The organism is Sphingomonas sp. PvP018, assembly GCF_017876865.1.
In the GTDB taxonomy this organism is placed as follows: Bacteria; Pseudomonadota; Alphaproteobacteria; order Sphingomonadales; family Sphingomonadaceae; genus Sphingomonas; species Sphingomonas aerolata.
Genome location: NZ_JAGIOU010000001.1, coordinates 3,832,642 through 3,852,500 on the forward strand (window position 1 = coordinate 3,832,642; position 19,859 = coordinate 3,852,500).

Genomic DNA, 19,859 nt, shown 5'->3' on the forward strand with positions numbered 1-19,859 from the left:
GTGCACCCCAAAACTGTTTCCCCGCGAAGGCGGGGATCGAGACTGGACTCCCGCCTGCGCGTGAGAACAAAAAGCGGTGCAAGATCGCGCCTTCGGCACCGCGCCACTCCAGACTGCGGACCACCCCGGCGTAGGCCGGCGCCCAGTTGGGGGACGCTAGTGACGAGCGGCTGCGGTGCATTAAAGGGGCTTCCCCACCTGGGCCACGGCCTTCGCCGGGGTGGTGGTATCCACTGAAGCAGCAGCTGCTGCTTGCGGCGTTACCTTGCGAAAAGCCTTGCCAAGTTCGGTCCGCAACAGCGCGTAATCGCGCTCGATGCCGCCATTGCGGCCGATCAGTACATGATCGGCGCCAGCGACACCGCGTTCCGCCAACAGCTCACGCGCCAAAGCCCGCAACCGCCGTTTCATGCGGTTACGGACGACGGCGTTGCCAATCTTCTTCGTGACGGTGAAGCCGATTCGCATCGTCTCGTCACCGTCATCGCGGGGGCGCATGAGCAGGACGAATCCCGGCATCGGTGCGCGCTTCCCCGAATTCGCCGCGAGAAAATCGCGGCGTTTCGACATGATCGTCAGGCCGGCATCGCCGGCCGCGACGTTCAGGCCGACAGCTTCTTGCGACCGCGGGCGCGGCGGGCGTGGATCACTGCCCGGCCGCCGACCGTGGCCATCCGTGCGCGGAAGCCGTGACGGCGTGCACGTACCAGGTTGCTCGGCTGAAAGGTCCGCTTCATTGGTCATTCCCTAGGTCATCAAATAGAAAACGGCCGCCACGGGGACGGCCTTGATGGGTGGGCGCTTAGGCAAACTAGGGGGACAAGTCAATTCACCCGCTCCGTCTTCGCTGAATCGCCTCGCTGCGAAACCGCGGCGGCACGATCGCGCGCGTGCCGTCGCAACGCGCTGCGGCGGCGCATCATCCGGTCGACGAAATGGCCACCCCGCGGCCAGCGGCGCTTCAGCCGGCCCCAGCGTCGCCGTGCCCTTGGCGAATTGCGCAGCACCAGGACCATGCCGCCGGCAAACACGAAGACCCCCGCCGGCCCGGGCACCGGTGTCAGCAGGGGGGCGGCAAGGATCATCATCCCGCCGCACAACAGCTGGACGAGACGATAGGTCGAGGAGCGGACGGCGTTCACGCGAGGCATTTGGGACCGGTGTGTTAGGTTGGCAAGACGGCACCGTGCCGCCTGCCATTGCCCAAAGGCCAAATCCGGTATGAATAGGGCGTGACGGTGGCGATCCGCCATGACGAGCGACGCGGCGGGGGATTTTCATGGCGGCGATCGTGTCGACAGTGGCGTATCTCGGGCTGGAAGCGCGCGCCGTCGAAGTACAAGTCCAGCTGATTCCGGGGCTTCCTGCGTTCAACCTCGTCGGGCTGGCGGACAAGGCGGTCGGCGAGAGCCGCGAGCGGGTCCGCGGCGCGATTGCGGGGATGGGGCTGGCATTGCCGCCGAAACGGATCGCGGTGAACCTGTCGCCGGCCGATCTGCCGAAAGAAGGATCGCATTTCGATCTTCCTGTCGCGCTCGCATTGCTGGCGGCGATGGGGGTGATCGATGCCGAAATGCTTGCCGATTATGTCGTCGTCGGCGAGCTCGGCCTCGATGCGCGGATCACCGCGTCGCCCGGTGTCCTGCTCGCCGCGCTGCATGCGTCGAACGAGGGCAAGGGGCTGATCTGCCCGGCCTCGCAAGGATCGGAAGCGGCCTGGGCCGGGTCGATCGAGGTGGTTGCCGCGCCCGACCTGCTCGCGCTGATCAACCATTTCAAAGGCCATGGCCTGCTGCGCGCGCCCCAGCCTGGCGAGGTCGATGTCGCGCCGGCCGGGCCTGACCTTGCGCAGGTTCGCGGGCAGGAGACCGCCAAGCGCGCACTGGAGGTCGCTGCGGCGGGTGGGCACAATCTGTTGATGTGTGGTCCGCCGGGGTCGGGCAAATCGCTGATGGCGGCGTGCCTGCCGGGGATCCTGCCGCCGCTCGACCCCGCCGAGGCGCTCGAAGTGTCGATGGTCCAGTCAGTGGCAGGCGCGTTGTCGGGGGGACGGCTGACTCGAACCCGCCCGTTCCGCAGCCCGCATCATTCGGCGTCGATGGCCGCGCTGACCGGGGGAGGGCTGAAGGTGAAGCCCGGGGAGGTCAGCCTGGCGCATCTGGGTGTGCTGTTCCTCGACGAATTGCCCGAGTTCCAGCGGGCGGTGCTCGATTCGCTGCGCCAGCCGCTCGAGACGGGAACGATCAGCGTCGCCCGCGCCAATGCGCATGTGACCTTCCCCGCCCGCGTCCAGCTGATCGCGGCGATGAATCCGTGTCGTTGCGGTCATCTCGGCGATGCCGGCCTCGCCTGTGCGCGGGCACCGCGCTGTGCCGCGGACTATCAAGCGAAGGTGTCCGGGCCGCTGCTCGACCGAATCGACCTGCACATCGATGTGGCAGCGGTCACGGCGGCGGATCTCGTCCTGCCCCAGGCCGGCGAGGGATCGGCAGCGGTGGCGGCTCGAGTGGCGGTGGCGCGCCGAGTGCAGACCGAGCGTTATCGCGAACATTTCGTGCGGACGAATGCCGAGGCGGACGGCCCGTTGCTCGAGTCGGTCGCTACCCCCGATGCGCAGGGACAGCGTCTGCTGGTGCAGGCGGCGGAGGCGATGCGGCTGACCGCGCGGGGTTATACCCGGATACTGCGCGTCGCGCGGACGATCGCGGATCTGGCCGGCGCCGATCATGTGGCGCGGATCCATGTCGCGGAAGCGCTGAGCTATCGCCGCCGTCCGCCAACTAATTGACGCATGTTTGGACCTCTACAAGATACTTGATCTATGATAATAAGCTAGTACTAATCATTCCGTTAATTGTTGTAGATTAACAATGACCTCACCGAGTTTGGAGTGAGGTGGCGTCGCGCCGGTTCTCATGCCCGTCCGGCCCCGACAGAGCGCGGTAAGGAGCGACAGTGACATTTATCGACCCCGCCCCATTCCGGGCTGCATCCCGCGCTCCAGCAGACGCGATTGCACCAGTCGAGACGGCGACCCGTGTGACGTGCGGTGCCTGTGGCACCGGCAGCATGCTCCCGTTCGATTTCACGATGGCGTTCCAGCCGATCGTCAACATCGCGACGGAGCGGGTCTGGGCCTATGAAGCGCTGGTTCGCGGTACCGACGGTGCGGGCGCGGGGGCGATCCTCGACAGGGTGTCGGGGGACATGATCTACGGGTTCGATCAGGCCTGCCGTGTGCGCGCGGTGGAGATGGCTGGCGCGCTGTTCACGCCGGGCGAGGACGTGAAGCTGTCGATCAATTTCATGCCTAACGCGGTCTATGAACCCAATGCCTGTATCCGGGCGACGCTGGGGGCAGCGGCGCGGGTCGGCTTCGACAAGCGCAACCTGATGTTCGAATTCACCGAGAACGAACGCATGCGCGACGTGCCGCATGTACGGCGGATCATCGAGGCGTACCGTGCGCAAGGGTTCGTGACCGCGATCGACGATTTCGGCGCGGGCTATGCGGGGCTGGGGCTGCTCGCCGAACTCAATCCCGATGTCATCAAGATCGACATGGCATTGATCCGCGGGATCGACGGGTCCGCCGTGAAGCGGTCGATCGTCGCCGCGGTCATCGCATTGTGCGACGAACTTGGCATCATCCCGATCGCCGAGGGGATCGAGACTTCGGGCGAACTGGCGGCGTTGCGCGCGCTCGGGGTACGGTTGTGCCAGGGCTACCTGATCGCGCGTCCCGCGATTGCACGCCTTCCGGTCCCCTTCGCGGACGCCGCAGAGGTGATCCACGCCTGACGGTCCGGTGCGGCCCGGGCGCGGTACCGGGCTGCGCCGATCCGCGTCGCCGCGGCGATGTCGTGACCGCCGGCGGAACGTCGCTGCGCACGGCGGGTTTAGCCGGCGTAACGATCAATATGATCCAGGGGGATTTGCGGTGACCATCTCGGATGTCCGTGCGACGCAACTCGCACGTCTCGGCTTCGCCGCGCGCGGGCTGGTGTATTGTCTGGTTGCCTGGTTTGCGGTCGATGCCGCAATGCGCGGCGGAACGATCGCCGACAATCAGGGTGCGATCGGATCGCTGGCGGACGAGCAGCTCGGTGCCGTCCTGCTGGCCGTCATTGCCGCGGGTCTGCTCGGCTATGCGGTGTGGCGGCTGACCGAAGCGATCGCCGATCCGGAGCGGATCATGCGCGACGCCAAGGGTGCCCTGACCCGGATCGGGCACGTCGTCAGCGGGATAGCCCACCTCATCCTTGCCTGGAGTGCGGCACGTCTCGCCTGGCAACCAAGGACGGGCGGCGGCGGGCAGTCCCCGGGTGACGAGAGCGCCCGCGACTGGACAGGCTGGCTGCTTTCGGTCCCGTTCGGCCGCGTGCTGGTTGCCGTGGTCGCAATCGGTATCCTCACCGCGGCTGTGATGCAGGCGAGGAAGGCCTGGAAGGGCGATTTCGTCAAGGACCTGCACAATGACGGCTCGCTGCCTTCCTATGTCTGCACGATGGGGCGGCTGGGTTATGGCGCCCGCGCAGTCGTCTTCACGATCATCGCCGGCTTCTTTGCGGTCGCGGCATGGCAGGCGCACGCCACCGAAGCCGGCGGCATGGCCGACGCGCTGGCGATGCTGCAGGACCAGCCGGGGGGCAAATGGCTGTTGGCCGCGACGGGCGTCGGGCTGGGATTGTTCGGCGTCTACAGCTTTGTCGAAGCGCGCTTTCGCCGCGTCCAGGTTCGTTTGCCTGGCTGAACGTCGCACCCTAAGGCACGGGAATAGCGCGCAATCTCATTCGGTCGCTTGTGCGTGCGACGCATCACGGGCAGGTTGAGCCGATGAAACGCCTCCTGCCGCTGCTGCTGCTCACCGTCTCGGCCACTACCGCCGCCATCGCCGCTGATCCACGGCCGCCCATCCTGTCGCCGGACCGGATCAAGGCGGACGTCCAGACGCTGAGCGCGGATGCGTTTCACGGGCGTGGACCCACCCAGGCGGGCGAGGCGGTCACGCTCGAATTTCTCGAGCGACGCTTCAAGCAACTCGGGCTGAAACCCATTGTCGGCGCCAGCTATCGGCAGCGTGTGCCCCTGCTGCGCTGGACCCGCGATGCCGCAACCTTCACGCTGCATCTCGGCGATCAGTCCGTGGCGTTGCGGCCCGGAATCGAGATCGCGGCATCGTCGCGGATCGTCGGCACGACCGCGCTCGATCATGCCGATATCGTCTTTGTCGGCTATGGCGTGGTCGAGCCAAAGCTCGGCTATGATCCGTATCGCGGGGTCGATGTGCGCGGCAAGATCGTCGTCGCCCTGGCCGGCGATCCCGATGTCGAGGCGGGGCGGGACCTGGGATTTGGCGGACGCGCCTCGAGCCCAGCCGCACGGACCAAGCTGAACGAGGCGCAGAAGCGCGGCGCTGCGGCGTTCCTGACGATCCACGAGACGTTCCCAGCCAGCTATCCCTGGCTGCAGATCGCGAACGGCGACGCGGTACCGGGCTATGCGCTCGACACCGGGACGGTGCCTGCGGCGTTCGGACTGCGCGGAAACCTGCGCAACGACATCGGAATCCGTCTGCTGCGGCAGGCGAGCCTGGATTATGCCGCGGCAAAGGTTGCTGCTCAGCGCGCAGACTTTGCCGCGATCACTTTGAAGGGGGCGACCCTGTCGGCGCGCGTCGAAACGCGGATGGAACATGTTGCGAGCCACAATGTCGTCGGCGTTCTTCCGGGCACCGATCCCGCGGCGGGCAGCATTCTCTATGGCGCGCATTGGGATGCCTATGGGGAGAACGCGTTCGATCCGCCCGCGGACCGGATCCGCAACGGCGCAATTGACAACGGGACCGGCACCGCAACGCTGCTCGAGATCGCGCACGCCTATGCCGGCGCCGCACGCCCGCGGCGTTCGGTCGTGTTCGCGCTGTGGACTGCGGAAGAAAAGGGGCTGCTCGGTGCAAGCTGGTATGCCGACCACCCCGTCCTGCCGCTCGCGACGACCGCCGCACAGTTCAATCTCGATCCACATGTCGTACTGGGGCGGACGCGCGATCTCGAACTGATCGGCGTCGGGCGAACGCCGATGGAGCGCGATCTCGAGCGGGTTGCGGCGGCGCAGGGCCTGCGGATCGTGCCCGAGGAGAATACCGAGGCGGGCTGGTATTACCGCTCGGACCATTATGCGCTGGCGCAGAAGGGCGTGCCGGGGGTGTATTTCCGCGCGGGCCGCGATCTGGTGACGGGCGGGGCGAAGACGGGCGAGGCGATGCGCGATCGGTTCAACGCACGATGCTATCACCAGACCTGCGACGAATTCGACGCACGCTGGGACATGACCGGCGCCGCGCAGGAGGGCAGCGTCGCCTATGCGCTGGGCCGCGAGGTCGCCGAGGGGACGGCATGGCCGGTCTGGAACTCGTCCGAGCCGTTCGCAGCGGCGCGCGACACGACTCGGGCGGCGCGCAAATGACGGGCACGGCCGCGCCCGGGCCGAAGGGGGCGTTGAGCCCTGTGATAGTCGGCAAGGCGGCGGGAAATATCGCGTCGTCCGGGCTTTATTCAGGCTAGGGCGATATTGCCCGTGCGACGCAGGACGCGATCGCTATAGGGACGCTATGCAAAGCCTTTCAAAGACAAAGACGAACGCCCCCTGGTTCGGCACGATGCTGAGCGGTGCCGCGTTGGTGGCCCTGTTGCTCCCGGTCGACGCCGTTTCGGCCCGAGCGCCGCAGGAGCAGCTGGTGCCGCCGCAACTGTTCCAGACCCAGCCGCAAAGGCCTGTCTCCCCATCGAACCCGCCGGCCAGCCAGCCTGCGCTTCCGGCCCAAGCGATGACGCCGCGCATGGCGGTGCCGCCGGTGGTGCCTACCGTTCGCATGCCGGTGCTGTCCCTTGCCCAGGTCAAACAGCTGCAGAAGCTGCTTGCGTCGGACACGATGGGGCAGGGGCTTGCCCTCGCGCGGCCGGCGCTGGTGCTCGACGTCGACAACGACACATTGGTCCGCGAAGCGCTCGACCATGCCCGCGCGGTGCATGCCGGGCGTTTGTCCGAGGCAGACTTCCAGCGTGACTGGGGCATGCGCCCGCCCGCCTTCGATCCGCTGCCGGGCTTTGCCGATGCGGTGAAGCGTGACCGGATCGCCGCGTGGTTCGCCGCGTTGCCGCCGCCCTATTCAGGGTATGACGGGCTCAAGGCCGGGCTCGAGCGCTATCGCGCGATCGCGGCGGCGGGCGGTTGGTCGGTGCTGGCGAGTGGGCCGGACATGACGATCGGCGCGACGGGCCCGCGTGTGACTGCGCTCCGCCAGCGCCTCGCGGTCGAGGACAAGGACGTATCGACCGGTGGTGACCGGTTCGACGCTGCGCTGCTCGAGGGGGTACGTCGCGCGCAGCGGCGCTACGGGCTCAATCCGAGCGGGATCGTGTCGGGGCAGACGCTGGGTGCGCTGAACGTCTCGGCGACCGATCGCGTCCGCCAGATCATGGCGAACATGGAACGCTGGCGCTGGCTGCCGCAGGAACTGCCCAAGGATCGCATCCAGGTGAACATCGCCGCCGCGGTCCTGACGGTATTCGATGGCGACCGGCCGATTACCTCGATGCGCGCGGTTACCGGGCGGCCGGGCGACGAGACGCCGATGCTGACCTCGACGATCCACAGCGTCGTGATCAATCCGCCCTGGAATGTGCCGACCTCGATCGCGACACGCGAACTATGGCCGAAGGAAAAGGCCAATCCGGGATACCTGAAGCGCAACGGCTTCAAGGTGATCGGCGGCACGCGGCTGCAGCAGGCCGCAGGCACGCAGAGCGCGCTGGGGCGGTACAAGTTCGATTTCGACAATCCCTATTCGGTGTATCTGCACGACACCCCGTCACGCGCGAAGTTTGCGAGCTTCAGCCGTCTGGCGAGCCACGGGTGCGTCCGGCTCGAAAAGCCCGCCGAGCTTGCCAACCTCCTGCTCGCGGGTGATCCGCAATGGACCCCCGAGATGGTCGCGGCGACGGTCGACAAGGGCGCGACGGTGCGGGCGCGGCTCAGCAAGCCCGTGTCGGTCTATCTGCTCTATTGGACGGCATTCGCCAGTGGTAACGGCCAGATGAACTTCCGCGCGGATCCCTATAGCTGGGATTCGACACTTGCCTCCAAGATCGAAGCACGGTCGGCGGCGCAGGCGATGGCAGCACGATAAGGGACATGACCATGACGACCAAGGCATATGCGATCCGCTTCGCGCTCGGCGCGAGCCTGTTGGTGACCGCGCTCGGCGGCTGTTCCCCGTCCGAGCCGGACACCGCAACCGTGACCGAAAACAGCGCGTATGAGGAAGAGGCCCCCGCCGAGGCCGAGGCGCCGGCGGTGGTCGAGGAAGCGCCTGCACCCGCCCCTGCGGAGGTCAAGGCCGAAGCCCCTCCCGCTCCGGAAATCGCGCCGGACGTTCAGATGCAGGACGATGCCGATGCGACGGGCATGACTGCGCGCGTCCGCCGCGACGGCAGCAGCGCGAGCGAACCCGCTGATGACGTGCCCGCCACGAACGAGATGGAGCCGCAGTGAGGCCGATGCCGACCGGCGCCTATCAGCGCCGTATCCCGGCCGTGCTGGCGGCGCTGGCCACGCTGGTTCTGCCCATGTCGTCTGCGGTATCGACGGCGTCGCCCGCCGGGGTGGCGAGCCGCGCCGCGCCGGTGCCGCTGGCGGCGATTCCCGGGACGGCAATGGCGGTTCCGGCTTTGGCGGAACCGGTGCTCGCCGCGCCATCGCCCGCGGCGGCGCGGACCGTGTCGGCCATCCTGATCGACGCGCGCGACGGCCGGGTATTATATGCGCAAGGGGCCAATCTGGTCCGTCGACCCGCGTCGCTGACCAAGATGATGACGCTGTTCCTCGCGTTCGACGCGCTCGACGCGAACAAGCTGCAGCTGTCCGACACCGTCAAATTCTCACGCGCTGCGGCAAACCAGCCGCCGTCACGGCTCGGTCTGCGACCCGGTGCCGGGCTGACCGTCGGCGAAGCGATCCGGGCGATCGCGGTGAGTTCGGCCAATGACGTGGCGGTGGCACTTTCCGAAAAACTGGGTGGCAGCGAAGCCGGCTTCGCGCGGCGGATGACCGCAAAGGCGCGGACGCTCGGCATGCGGCGGACGTCGTTCACCAACGTCACTGGATTGCCCGGCGCCAATCTCACGACCGCCACCGACATGGCCATGTTGTCCAAGGCGCTGATCGACCAGCATGCGGATCGCTATGCCTATTTCAGCACCCGGTCGTTTCGCTGGGCGGGACGGCAGTTGCAGAACCATAATCACATGCTCGGCGCCTTCGACGGGCTCGACGGCATCAAGACGGGCTATACGGTCGAGGCCGGGTTCAATCTGGCGGCATCGGCCAAGCGCGGCAACCGCCGACTGATCGCCGTCGTCCTGGGCGAGCGAACCGCACGCTCACGCGATCGGCTGGTCGCGCAGATTCTCGAGCGCGGGTTCAACGGCGGCGAGGGCGCCCCGAGCTAATCTGTTGCGGCTCAAGCCAGGGCACCCCGTACGCCACGGTGCACGGGGTGCCTGATTGGCGCGGGGGCGTCAGGTGCGTTCGATCAACTCGATCTCGGCCTCGACCTCGATCTCTTCATCCTCGCCGCCGTGCGTGCCGTCATCCTCTGGGATGATCAGGTCGACGGTCCAGTCATAGATCTTCTCGCGGTTTTCGCCCTGCACCCAGACGCGCACAGCGCCCTTGGTGATTTCTCCACCCATCTGCCCGACGAAGTCGGAGATGAGCGTCTCGGCGGCATCCTCGTGATCGGTCGCGCCGGAGATGCACGCGGACTGCATCTCCTCTTCGAAGTCGATCAACTGTGCCCAATATTGTTTCGCCATGTGTCGGTCCTCTTCGTGGGGCGCTGCGTGCGCCGGGTCAGCGTGCGATACCGCCCGCCGGGGTCGAGACCGGAGCGATTTGCCCCGACGCGGGCAGCAAGGCCAGCGCCGTCTTGTAGCAATCCTCGATATGCGCGTTGCCGACCAGCTTCATCGCCCCGAAGCTGATCGTGGCTGCGAAGGCAGAACCGACGAACGGTACGTATTTGGCAAGCGATCCCGCCGCCATCCGCGTGCCGACGCGCCGCAGCAGCGCGGCGACCACCCGTTTGGTGACCATGCGGCCGATCACGTTGTTACCCATGCTCGACGCCATCACCAGCACCTGCTGCGCGAGATGCGGCTCGAGCCTTTGCACCTGTTCGTGATCGAGCTGGAACATTTCGCTGATCTTCGGCAGCAGGGTTGTCAACAGGCCGACATCGGCGACCAGGTCGACGCCCGGGATCGGTACGACCGCGGCGCCCGCCGACATCAAGGATCGCCGGGTGACAAGCGACCGGCTTTCGGCGCGGACCCGCTCCAGATCTTCGAGCCGTGTAATCATCGATGTCGATCTTTCCAAATGGTTGAATTGCGGCGCGATACCACAGGCTTTGCAACTGCGCGACGTGGCTTGTTCGCCGCCGGAAGCGCGCCGCCGTGCCGGACCGGTGAGGCTCCCGATGCGGAGATATAACCAACTTGGCATATTCAATTGACCGGCTGGGGTGGATGTCGGACTATAGGATCGCGTTTGGGGCCGTCGGCCGCGCGACTGACGGGGCGGCGCGCGAAGTCACATCGACGTGCGCCTCGACGTTCCAGGGAGGGAGCAAGCCGTGGATTTCTCGGATTTCGAGCCGCACGCCGGTGGCGGGGTGACTGCGGAGGAACGCGCGGTCCGGCTCGGCCCAAGCCTGTCGGGCACCAATCTCGAACGGGCCGGCGACTATAACCAGCGCGTCGTGCTCCAGGTCATCCGTCGAAATCCGGACATCACCCGGACCGAGATCGCGACGATGACCAACCTCACCGCGCCGACGATCGCGAATATCACGGGACGCCTGTTCGAGGCTGATCTCATCGTCGATGCCGGGCGCCGCAAGGGCGGACGCGGCCAGCCGGCGGTGCGGTTGCGGATCAACCCCGATGGATGCTTCGCGATCGGGCTGAACATCGACCGTGATCACGTCACGCTCGTATCGCTCGATCTGGCGGGGCAGGTTCGGTCCCGGTTCACACAGCAGATCGCGTTCGCGATGCCCGACGACATCATTGGTATCGTCGGCAAGGAGATTGTTGAGATCCGGCGATCAGACGTGCTGCGCGCCGACCGTATCCTCGGCGTCGGCGTGGCGTTGCCCGACGATCTGGGGCAGGTCGCGTTGCCGCATCGTCCGGCGGGCTATGAATGCTGGGGCGCGGTCGACCTCCAGGCATTGCTCGCCGGTGTCGTTCCATGGTCGGTGCATATCGACAATGACGCGGCGGCGGCGGCGATCGGCGAGGCGCAGTTCGGCGGCGGGCTCGACCATGCGAGCTTCTTCTACATTCTGGTCAGCGCAGGGCTCGGGGGCGGGGTCGTCATCGACGGCTCCTATTACCGCGGCGCCGACGCGCGGAGCGGCGAACTCGGCTTTCTGCCGCTGACGGGTATGCCGGGACAGGTGCTTCAGGACGTGGTGTCCTTGTCCGCGCTCGCCGCGCGGCTTGAACAGGCTGGCTTGACCACGCCGTTCGACCCGGCGCTGGACGTTGCCGAACAGTTCGGTGCGACACTTGATGCATGGGTCGACGAGTGCGCAAGCGCGCTCGTGCCCGCGCTGACCGCCGTCAACTGCCTGATCAACCCCGCCGCGGTGCTGATCGGCGGACGCCTCCCCGATACGGTACTCGACCGACTGGCCGAGGAAACGGCCCGCAAGCTGCTCGCGGCAGCGCCGACGATCCCGGCGCGTGCACCGATCCGGCGCGCCACACTGTCGCGCGATGCGCCCGCCGTGGGCGCTGCGATCTTGCCGTTTCTCGACCGGATCCTGCCGTCGGACGCTATCCTGATCAAGGGCTGATTGTTAAAGCAAATTGACTTTATCTTTCTCACGGGCAGGGTGCCGCAAAATCAAAGTCAGAGAGAGATGCAGTGATCCAGATCGGTATCGACGTCGGCGGCACGAAGATCGAGGCAGCGGCCCTCGACGCCGACGGTCAGTTTCTTGCCCGCGTGCGCAGCCCGAACCCGGGCAATTACGACGGCGCCATCCGGACGATCGGTGACCTGATCGCTCGCGCCGAGCGCGAGGCGGGTGCCATGGGCTCGATCGGGGTCGGTACGCCCGGATCGATCAGTCCGCGCGACGGGCTGATGCGCAACTCGAACGCCACCTTCCTCAACGGCCGCGCCTTTCGCGAGGATCTGGAGACTGCGCTCGGCCGTCAGGTCCGGATGGCCAATGACGCGAATTGCATGGCGCTGTCCGAGGCGGTCGACGGGGCGGCAGCGGGGGCGCGGTCCGCCTTTGCGGTGATCGTCGGGACCGGCGTCGGAGGCGGACTGGTCGTCGACGGGCACATCGTCGAGGGCGCGAACGGCATGGGCGGCGAATGGGGCCATGTTCCGCTTCCATGGATGACCGCGGCGGAATATCCCGGTCCGTCCTGCTGGTGCGGACAAAGCGGGTGCCTCGACATGCTGATATCGGGGACCGGTTTCCGGCAGGATCATGCCGCCCGGTCCGGGCAGATGCTCGACGGCGCCGCGATCGTCGAGGCCGCGCGACACGGCGAAGCCGACGCGGTCGCATCGCTCGACACCTATGTCGATCGGCTCGGACGCGCGCTGGCGATGATCGCCAATATCGTCGACCCGGACGTCTTCGTGTTCGGCGGCGGCATGTCGAATGTCGAGGCGATCTACGCCCGGCTTCCCGCGGTGATCGATCGCTACAGCTTCGGTGGCGACTGGAAGGGGCAGGTGGTGCCGGCCCGTTGGGGTGATTCCTCGGGCGTGCGCGGCGCAGCGCGGTTGTGGCCGCGCTGAGCCTCCTGCGTCGGAGCCCGCGAGGCGCCTAGCCGGCTCACCGGCGGTGCGCCGTCATCCGGCTGGGGTGCGGTTAAATAGAGCGATGACCGCGTTCAGCGTCTGGGTGAACAGGGCGGGATCATAGCGTGGTCCCTCGTCACGCAGAAACGCGTGCTGGCCGTTGACCTCGAGCCAGCCATAATTGGCGCCGACCGCCTCCAGCCGTGCGCGGATCGTCTCGCGCGCGGCAAACGGGACATGCGGGTCCTGCCGCCCCCAGATGAACAGCGTTTCCGCCTTCAGCTCCTCCATGCGCGCCAGACTGTCATCCTGCTTGCCTTCACCCAGCGTGCCGCTGTGGATGTCGGTCGCGTAAAAGCACGCCGCTGCTGCGACGCGGGGATCGAGTGCGGCGCGGTAGGCAAGATGTCCCCCCAGGCAGACGCCCATCGTCGCGAGCCGCCCGGTACAGGCGGGGTGCATGGCGAGGCCGTCGAGCGCCGCGACCGCATCCGCGTCGAAGGCGTGAACCGGTTTCGTGACCTTCAGCGCGTTGCCGCGATCGGTGCCGGCCACGTCGTAGCGCAGCACCGTCCCGGGTCGCTCATACTCATGATAGACCTCGGGCACCGCGACACAGAAGCCGTGGCCGGCGACATAGGCGGCGAGTCGGCGGATCGGATCCGTGACCTGGTAAATTTCCGAGAACAGTAGAACGCCGGGATAGCGTCCCTCGACCGCGGGGCGGAACAGGTGCGTGCGCATGACGCCGCCTGGTGACGGCATGGCATCATCCGAAGGAGTGCCGCTGGCGATGCGAGGGATATCGATGAATTCGTCGCTGCGGATGATCATGGGGTAGGGGGCTGTCCTGCGGGGGAATGGGGGATGGTCAGAACGCTCTGTGCGCCGACCGGATCGGCGCTTCTGACGTCGAAGCTGCCACCGAGCTGGCGCGCTAGCGTAGTGGCGATCTTCAGGCCGAGACTCGTCGAGCCGCGCGTGTCGAATCCCTCGGGCAGTCCGGCGCCGTCGTCGGTCACGCAAAGCTGCAACCCGGTGGCGGTCTGGACGAGATCGACCCGGATGCTGCCATGATCGCGTCCCACCAGCCCATGCTCGATCGCGTTGGCGATCGCCTCCGCCATGATCAGCGCAACGGGGATCAGCGCGTCGGGGGGGAGCATGACGCCGGGCGGTGCGGAAACCGAGTGGACGATACCGGGATTGCCGCCCGCCTCGATCACGTCGGCAGTCAGTTGGTGCAGGAACTGGTCGAGCGCGATCAGCGATCCGCTGGTATCGTAGAGCTGCCGCTGGATCCGGCCGATCAGCGTGATCTTGGTCGCTGCATTGTCGAGCGCGAGGGCCGCGGCGGGGTCGGCGATACCGCGCTTCTGCAACGCGAGGACGGCCCCGATCATCTGGAGATTATTCGATACGCGGTGCTGCAATTCGCGGAACAGCACCTCTGTCCGATCAGCAAGCAGCCCGCTGCGCAGCGCGAGGTCGGCGTTGCGTTCACGCTCGTCGCGCAGCCGGTGATTGGCCTGCTGCATCCAGTGGACCAGCGCGATGTCGACGGCAGCGACTGCGGCATAGAAGAGCAGCGCCACCGCGGTATCGACGCCGAGCGTGAACCCTTGGCGCGGCGCGATGAAATAATACCAGGCCAGCACGCCGCACAGCAGTGCAGCCGCTGAACCGGGACCGCGCCCGAGCAGGAAGGACGAGATGATGACCGCCGGGAAGAAGGTCAGGAACGGAAAACCGGGCGGCAGCAGGTGATCGACGCCGATCCGGATCGCGCAGGCAGCGATGGAGAGGGCGACCGCAACGCCGTACGCGATGGCGCGGCGATCCCATAGCAGCGGCAGACGTTCGAGGAAACGGAGTGGGGTGGCGGTCACACGGGTGTCGTAACAGTGTAGCCCGCCGCTTCCAAACCTTGGATGCGGCGGGTGACACTCTGCGCGGCGATCAACGGGGTTTGACGAACTTGAGCGTCATCCGGTCGCTTTCGCCGATCGCGGCATAGCGCGGGCGGCCAACATCGCCCTCGGCGTAATTGGGCGGCAGGGTCCACACGCCCTTGGGATAGTCATGCGTATCCTTCGGGTTCGCATTCACCGCGCTCTCGCCTGCCAGCTTGAATCCTGCCTTGGTGGCATAGGCGATGACCGAAGACCGCTTCATATAGCCGCTCTTGCCTTCCTCGATCTTGCCCGACGCTTCGGGCAGATGGTGTTCGACAAGGCCAAGCGTGCCGCCGGGCTTGAGCATCGCGAACATCTGGTCGAACGCGGCCTGGGTCTGATCGGCGGCCCCGAACCGCCAGTTGTGCACGTTGCGGAAGGTCAGCACGACGTCCGCCGAGCCTGCGGGAACGGTCGGCTGGCCGGCGACTGCCGGGAACATGGCATAGCGCAGCGCGCGATAGGCTTCGGGCATCGCCTGGCGCTTGGCCCGGACAGCTGCGAGACCCTTCTCGCTCGGCGCAGCGGCATAAAGCGTGCCGCGGGCCGCGAGATAGGGCGCAAGGATCTCGGTATACCAGCCGCCGCTGGGCCAGATCTCGACGACCGTGTCACCAGGCTTCACATCGAAAAACGCCAGCGTCTGGGCGGGGTGGCGGAAAGCGTCGCGCGCGATCGTCGCGGGCGTTCGCGTCCCGGCTTTGGTCGCCGCGACGAGAGCGGCGCTCGGCGCGGGATCGGGTGCGGCATACGCCGCTGTGGCGGCCGACAGGCCGGCAGCGATAACCAAGGCAAGGCGCGTCATAGGACCTCCAGTCAGAAGCCAGCAACATAGCGCCCTAATCTGACGGGCCGCAACCCGCCTACAGTCTCGGTTTCCCCTGACCATTTGCGAGAGCTCGCAGCGGCCAGCAGATAAGGTTTGAAGTAAAGATGCGCCGGGCCGACGAGACTTTCGCCGGCCCGGCCTCGGCATCAGTCCGCGCGGGGCTGAGCCGGCGTGAACCCGCCATCCTCGTCCATCACGCGCAGAATGCCGTCGTCGATCGCAAACACCGCGCCGCGGATCTCGAGATCGCCGGCAGCCTCTGCATCGCGGACGAACGGGAAGGTCCGCAGATTTTCAATCGACGTCCGAACGGCAGCCTGCTCCATCGCCTCGCGAGCCTCTTCAGACTTCAGATCGGCATGATCCTTGGCGACGGACTCGCGTGCGCCATCGAGCAGATGCACCCAGTCACTGATGAAGCCACCCTGGCCGCGCTCTGCCTTGTCGAACGTGCCTGCGAGCGCCGCCTTGCAGCCGCCGCACTGGCCATGGCCGAGTACGACGATCTCGCCGACCTTGAGCTGCGTGACCGCAAATTCCACCGCGGCAGAAACGCCGTGATAGCCGCCGCCCGTCTCGAACGGCGGAACGAGGTTGGCGACGTTGCGGACGACGAACATCTCACCAGGCAACGTGTCGAAGATCTGCGCGGGTTCGACCCGGCTGTCCGAACAGGCGATCACCATGACGCGCGGTTCCTGTCCGACTTTCAATTTCTCCCAACGGTCATGCTGGCGGCGCCAGTCGGACGTCCGAAACCGCTGGTATCCATCTACAAGATCGGCAAAATCAGTCATTGTGTATCGTCTCCCGGGATACGGCCAAAACGGCCAATTTCAGAAACCCCTTGTCATGCGAGCGGTTCCCCGGGAAGCCCGCAACACTGCCGATCCTGCGATAGGGCGAGCGATCTGCCCCGCGAGTGGCGCAGGTACGGGGGAATCGTAGGCACGCCCCCCGCACGGAGGAATTGCGCGACCATGGGGTTGGTCAGGCCCTATGCCATGGGCAGGGGCTCCGGCGCCATGGACAGGGCGCTGCCGCGCGCAGCATTGCGCTACGAGGATATTTTGCGCTCGCCTGATCAGCGCTTTCGCTGGGGCTGGTAGCGACACCCGCCGCGCACAAACCGCATGGCTCAGTGGACGCCGCAAACATCCTATATTGGTACGGAGTGTTGCCCTTATTCGGGGTTCGCCAACGGATGCCTCGCGAGCCTAAGCGAGTATTAGATCCGCTGCGGTCGATCTTGGCGTCAGCTGCCGGGGTCATGATGCGCTAGCGCCTGTCAGTAAGCGTGGGCAAGTCCCTCGACGGGCAAAGGAATGTGTCTTCGGCTCGCGACTGACACCATCTTCCGAAACGTGGAGTACCTTGGCAAATTGATGCGCTGACGCGTCTTGCCTTGTGGAACGAACTCGGCCCGGGCCTTGCTGGCGTCAGGTCCGCAGCCACGGGGCAACCGCCGGACTGGAATGCGTCCCTCCCAGAATTGGTAATAAAAAGGTAATTTTCGCATTAGATTCGGAAAATGAATTTGATATAGGTAGCGGCGCCTAGACATCGACCTGGCTACCAAAAGAATACCGGGCGATTCGCGGGATTTACGGGTGCAGGCATGGGCTGCATCGGGATGGCGCGATGGCGCCTATGAAAAGGGGCTTTGACCAATGGTTTTTCCTAAGCAGATGTTGCTCGCATCCACCGCCGTGGTCGCCAGCGCGATCGCCGGGCTGATCGCGCCTGCGGGCGCACAAACCGCGCCGTCATCCGCCCCGCCAGCCGCCGCCGAGCAGCCCGTATCCGCTCAGACACCTCCCACGCAGGCCGCCCCCTCGGGGGACGCGGACAGCGACATCGTCGTCACCGGTATCCGCGGCAGCCTGCGCAGCGCGATCGCGGTCAAGCGCGAGGCCAATGCCGTGGTCGACGTGATCAGCGCCGAAGCGATCGGCAAGTTTCCTGACCGCAACGTCGCCGAATCGCTGTCGCACATCCCCGGCGTGAGCATCGATCGGCGCTTCGGCGAGGGCGAGAAGGTCGCCATCCTTGGTACCGATCCCGCGCTCAACCGGATGCTGCTCGACGGTCATGCGCTCGCATCGGCGGATTGGGGCGGTAACGACAATGACCCGTCGAGCCGCACCTTCAACTATTCGTTGCTTGCGCCCGAACTCGTCGACCGGCTCGAGGTGTACAAGTCGCCCGAACCGCGGATCGAGGAGGGGAGCCTCGGGGGCACGGTCATCGTCCGCACCCGCCGGCCGCTCGAGCTCAAGGCCAATTCGATCTTCGCGTCGGGCGGCTATTCGTACAACGACCGTTCGGACAAGGGCAATGTCCGCGGCTCGGGGCTGTACAGCTGGAAGAATGATGCGGAGACGTTCGGTGTGCTGGTCGCCGCGACCTATGACAAGCAGAGCCTGACGCGCGCCGGCGTGGAATTCTTCGGCTATGACAATGCCGCGGCGAATGCGGACGGCACCTATAACAGCCCGTTCGTCAACCGCGCGCAGGACGGCACGCTTAGCCTGAAGAGTCCGGGTGCGACCATCACTGGCGGAACGATTGCGGATCTCTACAAGGCCGCGTCGCCGTTCGGCATCAACTACGCCTATTTCCAGCAGACGCGCGAGCGCAAGAGCGTATCGGGTACCGTTCAGTACCGCCCCAGCTCGGAGCTGACGCTGACGCTCAACGGCCTGCACATCAACGGCAATTACGACAATTACAGCCAGTCGATGTACACCATTCCCGGGGCCTGGACGGGTAACGTGCTGCAGTCGGCCAATATCAGCAACGGGGTCGTCAACGCCGCGACCTTCGGTGCTGCCACGAGTCAGAGTGCACAGCTCGACACGCTCGTCCGCAAGACCAAGCTGACAACCGATAATCTGAACCTGTTCGCGGATTGGGAAGGCGATGACGGCGCCAAGGTGTCGTTCGCGGGTGGCTGGAGCCGGGCGAGGGGCGGGCGCAATCCCGAATATCTGTTCAACGTGCAGACCAGACTGCCGTTCAGCTATGCCTTCACCAACGATACGGCGACGGTCAACTTCACCGGCGACCCGACCAACCCTGCAAACTACTTCACCAACCCGAACAACAATCCCGCACAGATCGAGGGCAGCCCGGTGCTGGTCGGCGGCACGCAGTTGAACGCCGCGCAGATCGGCGGACTCGATTATAGCGTGACGACCGATCGCGACATCTTCGGCGGCTATGATGCGACGATCCCGGTTTCGTTCGGGCCGTTCACGCAGCTGATGCTCGGCGCGCGCGTCACCGACCATGTCAACCGCATCGACGGCCGCGGCATCAACACCTATCTCACCACGTCCCAGCTCGCATCGCAGCTCAACGTGCCGACTGCGTCGACCCCGGACGGCACATTCAGCGGCAGCGGCGGGTTGGGCAACGCGACTCAGTATCTGAACCTGTCCGAACAGTCGGTGATCGACATCCTGGCGAATGCGATCAATTCGCCGCTGATCCGCAAGATCGGCGCGTCAACCCGGGTCAAGGAAACCGTCGCGGCGAGCTATGCGCAGCTCAATTTCGAGCAGAGCGGCTTTCGCGGCAATATCGGCGGCCGGCTGGTCTATACCAAGGACGTGTCGGACTATGCGCTGACGCTGTCGACCGCGGCCAACCCCAACCCCGTGCCGACCCCGACGACGACATCGACCGACTATCTGAAGTTCCTGCCGAGCTTCAATATCGCCTATGAGGCGAGTTCGTCGCTCATCTTCCGCGGTGCGGTCGCCAAGGTGATCTCGCGGCCACGCTATCAGGATCTGGCGGCATCGATCTCGCAAAACGATACGACGCGCGATGCGGGTGGCGGCAATCCCAATCTGAAGCCGTATGAGTCGACCAATTACGAGCTGACCGCGGAATTCTACCCGCGTCCGGGCAGCCTGCTCGCGGTCGAGGCCTTCCGTCGCGACATCAGCAACTACATCATCACGACCCGGACCGAGGGGGTGACGCTGTTCAATTCGCTGACCGGGCGGCTGGAGAACAATTACAGCGTTTCGCAGCCGATCAACGGCGGCAAGGCGAAGGTGAACGGCATCCTCGTGTCCGGGCAGAGCGAGATCTGGGGCGGGTTCGGGCTCCAGGCGAATTATACCTATCAGGACAGCACGACCTCCTCGACCGACGCGTCGGGC

19 protein-coding genes (1 of these 19 running past the window's edge) are annotated in these 19,859 nt (G+C 66.0%); 10 read left to right on the plus strand and 9 right to left on the minus strand.

The window, feature by feature from the left end; genetic code table 11:
* Positions 1–180: 180 nt before the first annotated feature.
* The 3 genes from rnpA to J3A66_RS17300 form a co-directional block, all read right to left on the minus strand.
* Complete coding sequence (gene rnpA, locus J3A66_RS17290) at positions 181–570, minus strand: ribonuclease P protein component (protein ID WP_051916324.1); 390 nt, start codon at positions 568–570, stop codon at positions 181–183.
* Positions 571–602: 32 nt separating this feature from the next.
* Complete coding sequence (rpmH, locus tag J3A66_RS17295) at positions 603–737, minus strand: 50S ribosomal protein L34 (RefSeq protein WP_031393806.1); 135 nt, start codon at positions 735–737, stop codon at positions 603–605.
* 87 nt (positions 738–824) lie between these two features.
* Positions 825–1,142 (minus strand): hypothetical protein, encoded by a 318-nt coding sequence (locus J3A66_RS17300; protein WP_348634073.1) that lies wholly within the window; start codon positions 1,140–1,142, stop codon positions 825–827.
* A gap of 137 nt (positions 1,143–1,279) precedes the next feature.
* On the opposite strand from J3A66_RS17300, the gene J3A66_RS17305 reads away from it, so the two are divergent.
* From J3A66_RS17305 to J3A66_RS17335, 7 genes are all read left to right on the plus strand, one after another.
* Positions 1,280–2,788, plus strand: coding sequence for a YifB family Mg chelatase-like AAA ATPase (locus tag J3A66_RS17305; RefSeq protein WP_209570186.1), 1,509 nt, complete (start codon positions 1,280–1,282; stop codon positions 2,786–2,788).
* A 281-nt stretch (positions 2,789–3,069) separates the two neighbouring features.
* Positions 3,070–3,801 carry an EAL domain-containing protein gene (locus tag J3A66_RS17310; RefSeq protein ID WP_245336856.1) on the plus strand — a complete coding sequence of 244 codons (732 nt, stop codon included), beginning with the start codon at positions 3,070–3,072 and terminating at the stop codon, positions 3,799–3,801.
* Between the two features lie 139 nt (positions 3,802–3,940).
* Positions 3,941–4,753 carry a DUF1206 domain-containing protein gene (locus J3A66_RS17315; protein WP_209570188.1) on the plus strand — a complete coding sequence of 271 codons (813 nt, stop codon included), beginning with the start codon at positions 3,941–3,943 and terminating at the stop codon, positions 4,751–4,753.
* Between the two features lie 83 nt (positions 4,754–4,836).
* The gene (locus J3A66_RS17320; RefSeq protein ID WP_209570190.1) at positions 4,837–6,468 is read left to right on the plus strand and encodes a M28 family peptidase; all 1,632 of its coding nucleotides are present in this window, start codon (positions 4,837–4,839) and stop codon (positions 6,466–6,468) included.
* A gap of 145 nt (positions 6,469–6,613) precedes the next feature.
* Positions 6,614–8,191: a L,D-transpeptidase family protein gene (locus J3A66_RS17325; RefSeq protein WP_245336857.1), complete on the plus strand. Its 1,578-nt coding sequence runs from the start codon at positions 6,614–6,616 to the stop codon at positions 8,189–8,191.
* An 11-nt stretch (positions 8,192–8,202) separates the two neighbouring features.
* Positions 8,203–8,556, plus strand: coding sequence for a hypothetical protein (locus J3A66_RS17330; protein ID WP_209570192.1), 354 nt, complete (start codon positions 8,203–8,205; stop codon positions 8,554–8,556).
* 5 nt (positions 8,557–8,561) lie between these two features.
* On the plus strand, positions 8,562–9,512 hold the full coding sequence (locus J3A66_RS17335; protein WP_244649069.1) for a D-alanyl-D-alanine carboxypeptidase family protein: 951 nt from the start codon (positions 8,562–8,564) through the stop codon (positions 9,510–9,512).
* A 69-nt stretch (positions 9,513–9,581) separates the two neighbouring features.
* Here J3A66_RS17335 and J3A66_RS17340 read toward each other — a convergent pair whose 3' ends face one another.
* Both J3A66_RS17340 and J3A66_RS17345 read right to left on the minus strand, forming a co-directional pair.
* Positions 9,582–9,878, minus strand: a complete 297-nt coding sequence (locus J3A66_RS17340) for a hypothetical protein (RefSeq protein ID WP_209570194.1) — start codon at positions 9,876–9,878, stop codon at positions 9,582–9,584.
* Between the two features lie 37 nt (positions 9,879–9,915).
* Positions 9,916–10,425, minus strand: a complete 510-nt coding sequence (locus J3A66_RS17345) for a hypothetical protein (protein ID WP_209570196.1) — start codon at positions 10,423–10,425, stop codon at positions 9,916–9,918.
* A gap of 274 nt (positions 10,426–10,699) precedes the next feature.
* Here J3A66_RS17345 and J3A66_RS17350 point away from each other — a divergent pair, with 274 nt between their 5' ends.
* Both J3A66_RS17350 and J3A66_RS17355 read left to right on the plus strand, forming a co-directional pair.
* Complete coding sequence (locus J3A66_RS17350; RefSeq protein ID WP_209570198.1) at positions 10,700–11,929, plus strand: ROK family transcriptional regulator; 1,230 nt, start codon at positions 10,700–10,702, stop codon at positions 11,927–11,929.
* A gap of 71 nt (positions 11,930–12,000) precedes the next feature.
* On the plus strand, positions 12,001–12,897 hold the full coding sequence (locus J3A66_RS17355; protein ID WP_209570200.1) for an ROK family protein: 897 nt from the start codon (positions 12,001–12,003) through the stop codon (positions 12,895–12,897).
* 54 nt (positions 12,898–12,951) lie between these two features.
* On the opposite strand, the gene J3A66_RS17360 is transcribed toward J3A66_RS17355, so the two are convergent.
* From J3A66_RS17360 to J3A66_RS17375, 4 genes are all read right to left on the minus strand, one after another.
* A complete protein-coding gene (locus J3A66_RS17360; RefSeq protein WP_245336858.1) occupies positions 12,952–13,644 on the minus strand; it encodes a dienelactone hydrolase family protein in 693 nt (230 codons plus the stop codon).
* 86 nt (positions 13,645–13,730) lie between these two features.
* A complete protein-coding gene (locus J3A66_RS17365; RefSeq protein WP_107929492.1) occupies positions 13,731–14,789 on the minus strand; it encodes a DUF4118 domain-containing protein in 1,059 nt (352 codons plus the stop codon).
* Between the two features lie 70 nt (positions 14,790–14,859).
* Entirely contained in the window at positions 14,860–15,660 is an 801-nt protein-coding gene (locus J3A66_RS17370; RefSeq protein WP_209570204.1) for a methyltransferase domain-containing protein, read from the minus strand.
* Between the two features lie 170 nt (positions 15,661–15,830).
* Positions 15,831–16,481, minus strand: coding sequence for a carbonic anhydrase (locus J3A66_RS17375; protein WP_031394264.1), 651 nt, complete (start codon positions 16,479–16,481; stop codon positions 15,831–15,833).
* A gap of 873 nt (positions 16,482–17,354) precedes the next feature.
* Here J3A66_RS17375 and J3A66_RS17380 point away from each other — a divergent pair.
* Positions 17,355–19,859, plus strand: the 5' portion of a protein-coding gene (locus J3A66_RS17380; RefSeq protein WP_234387778.1) for a TonB-dependent receptor. Its footprint extends 330 nt past the window's final position; the window shows 2,505 of its 2,835 coding nt (coding positions 1–2,505); it begins with the start codon at positions 17,355–17,357; its stop codon lies off the right edge, out of view.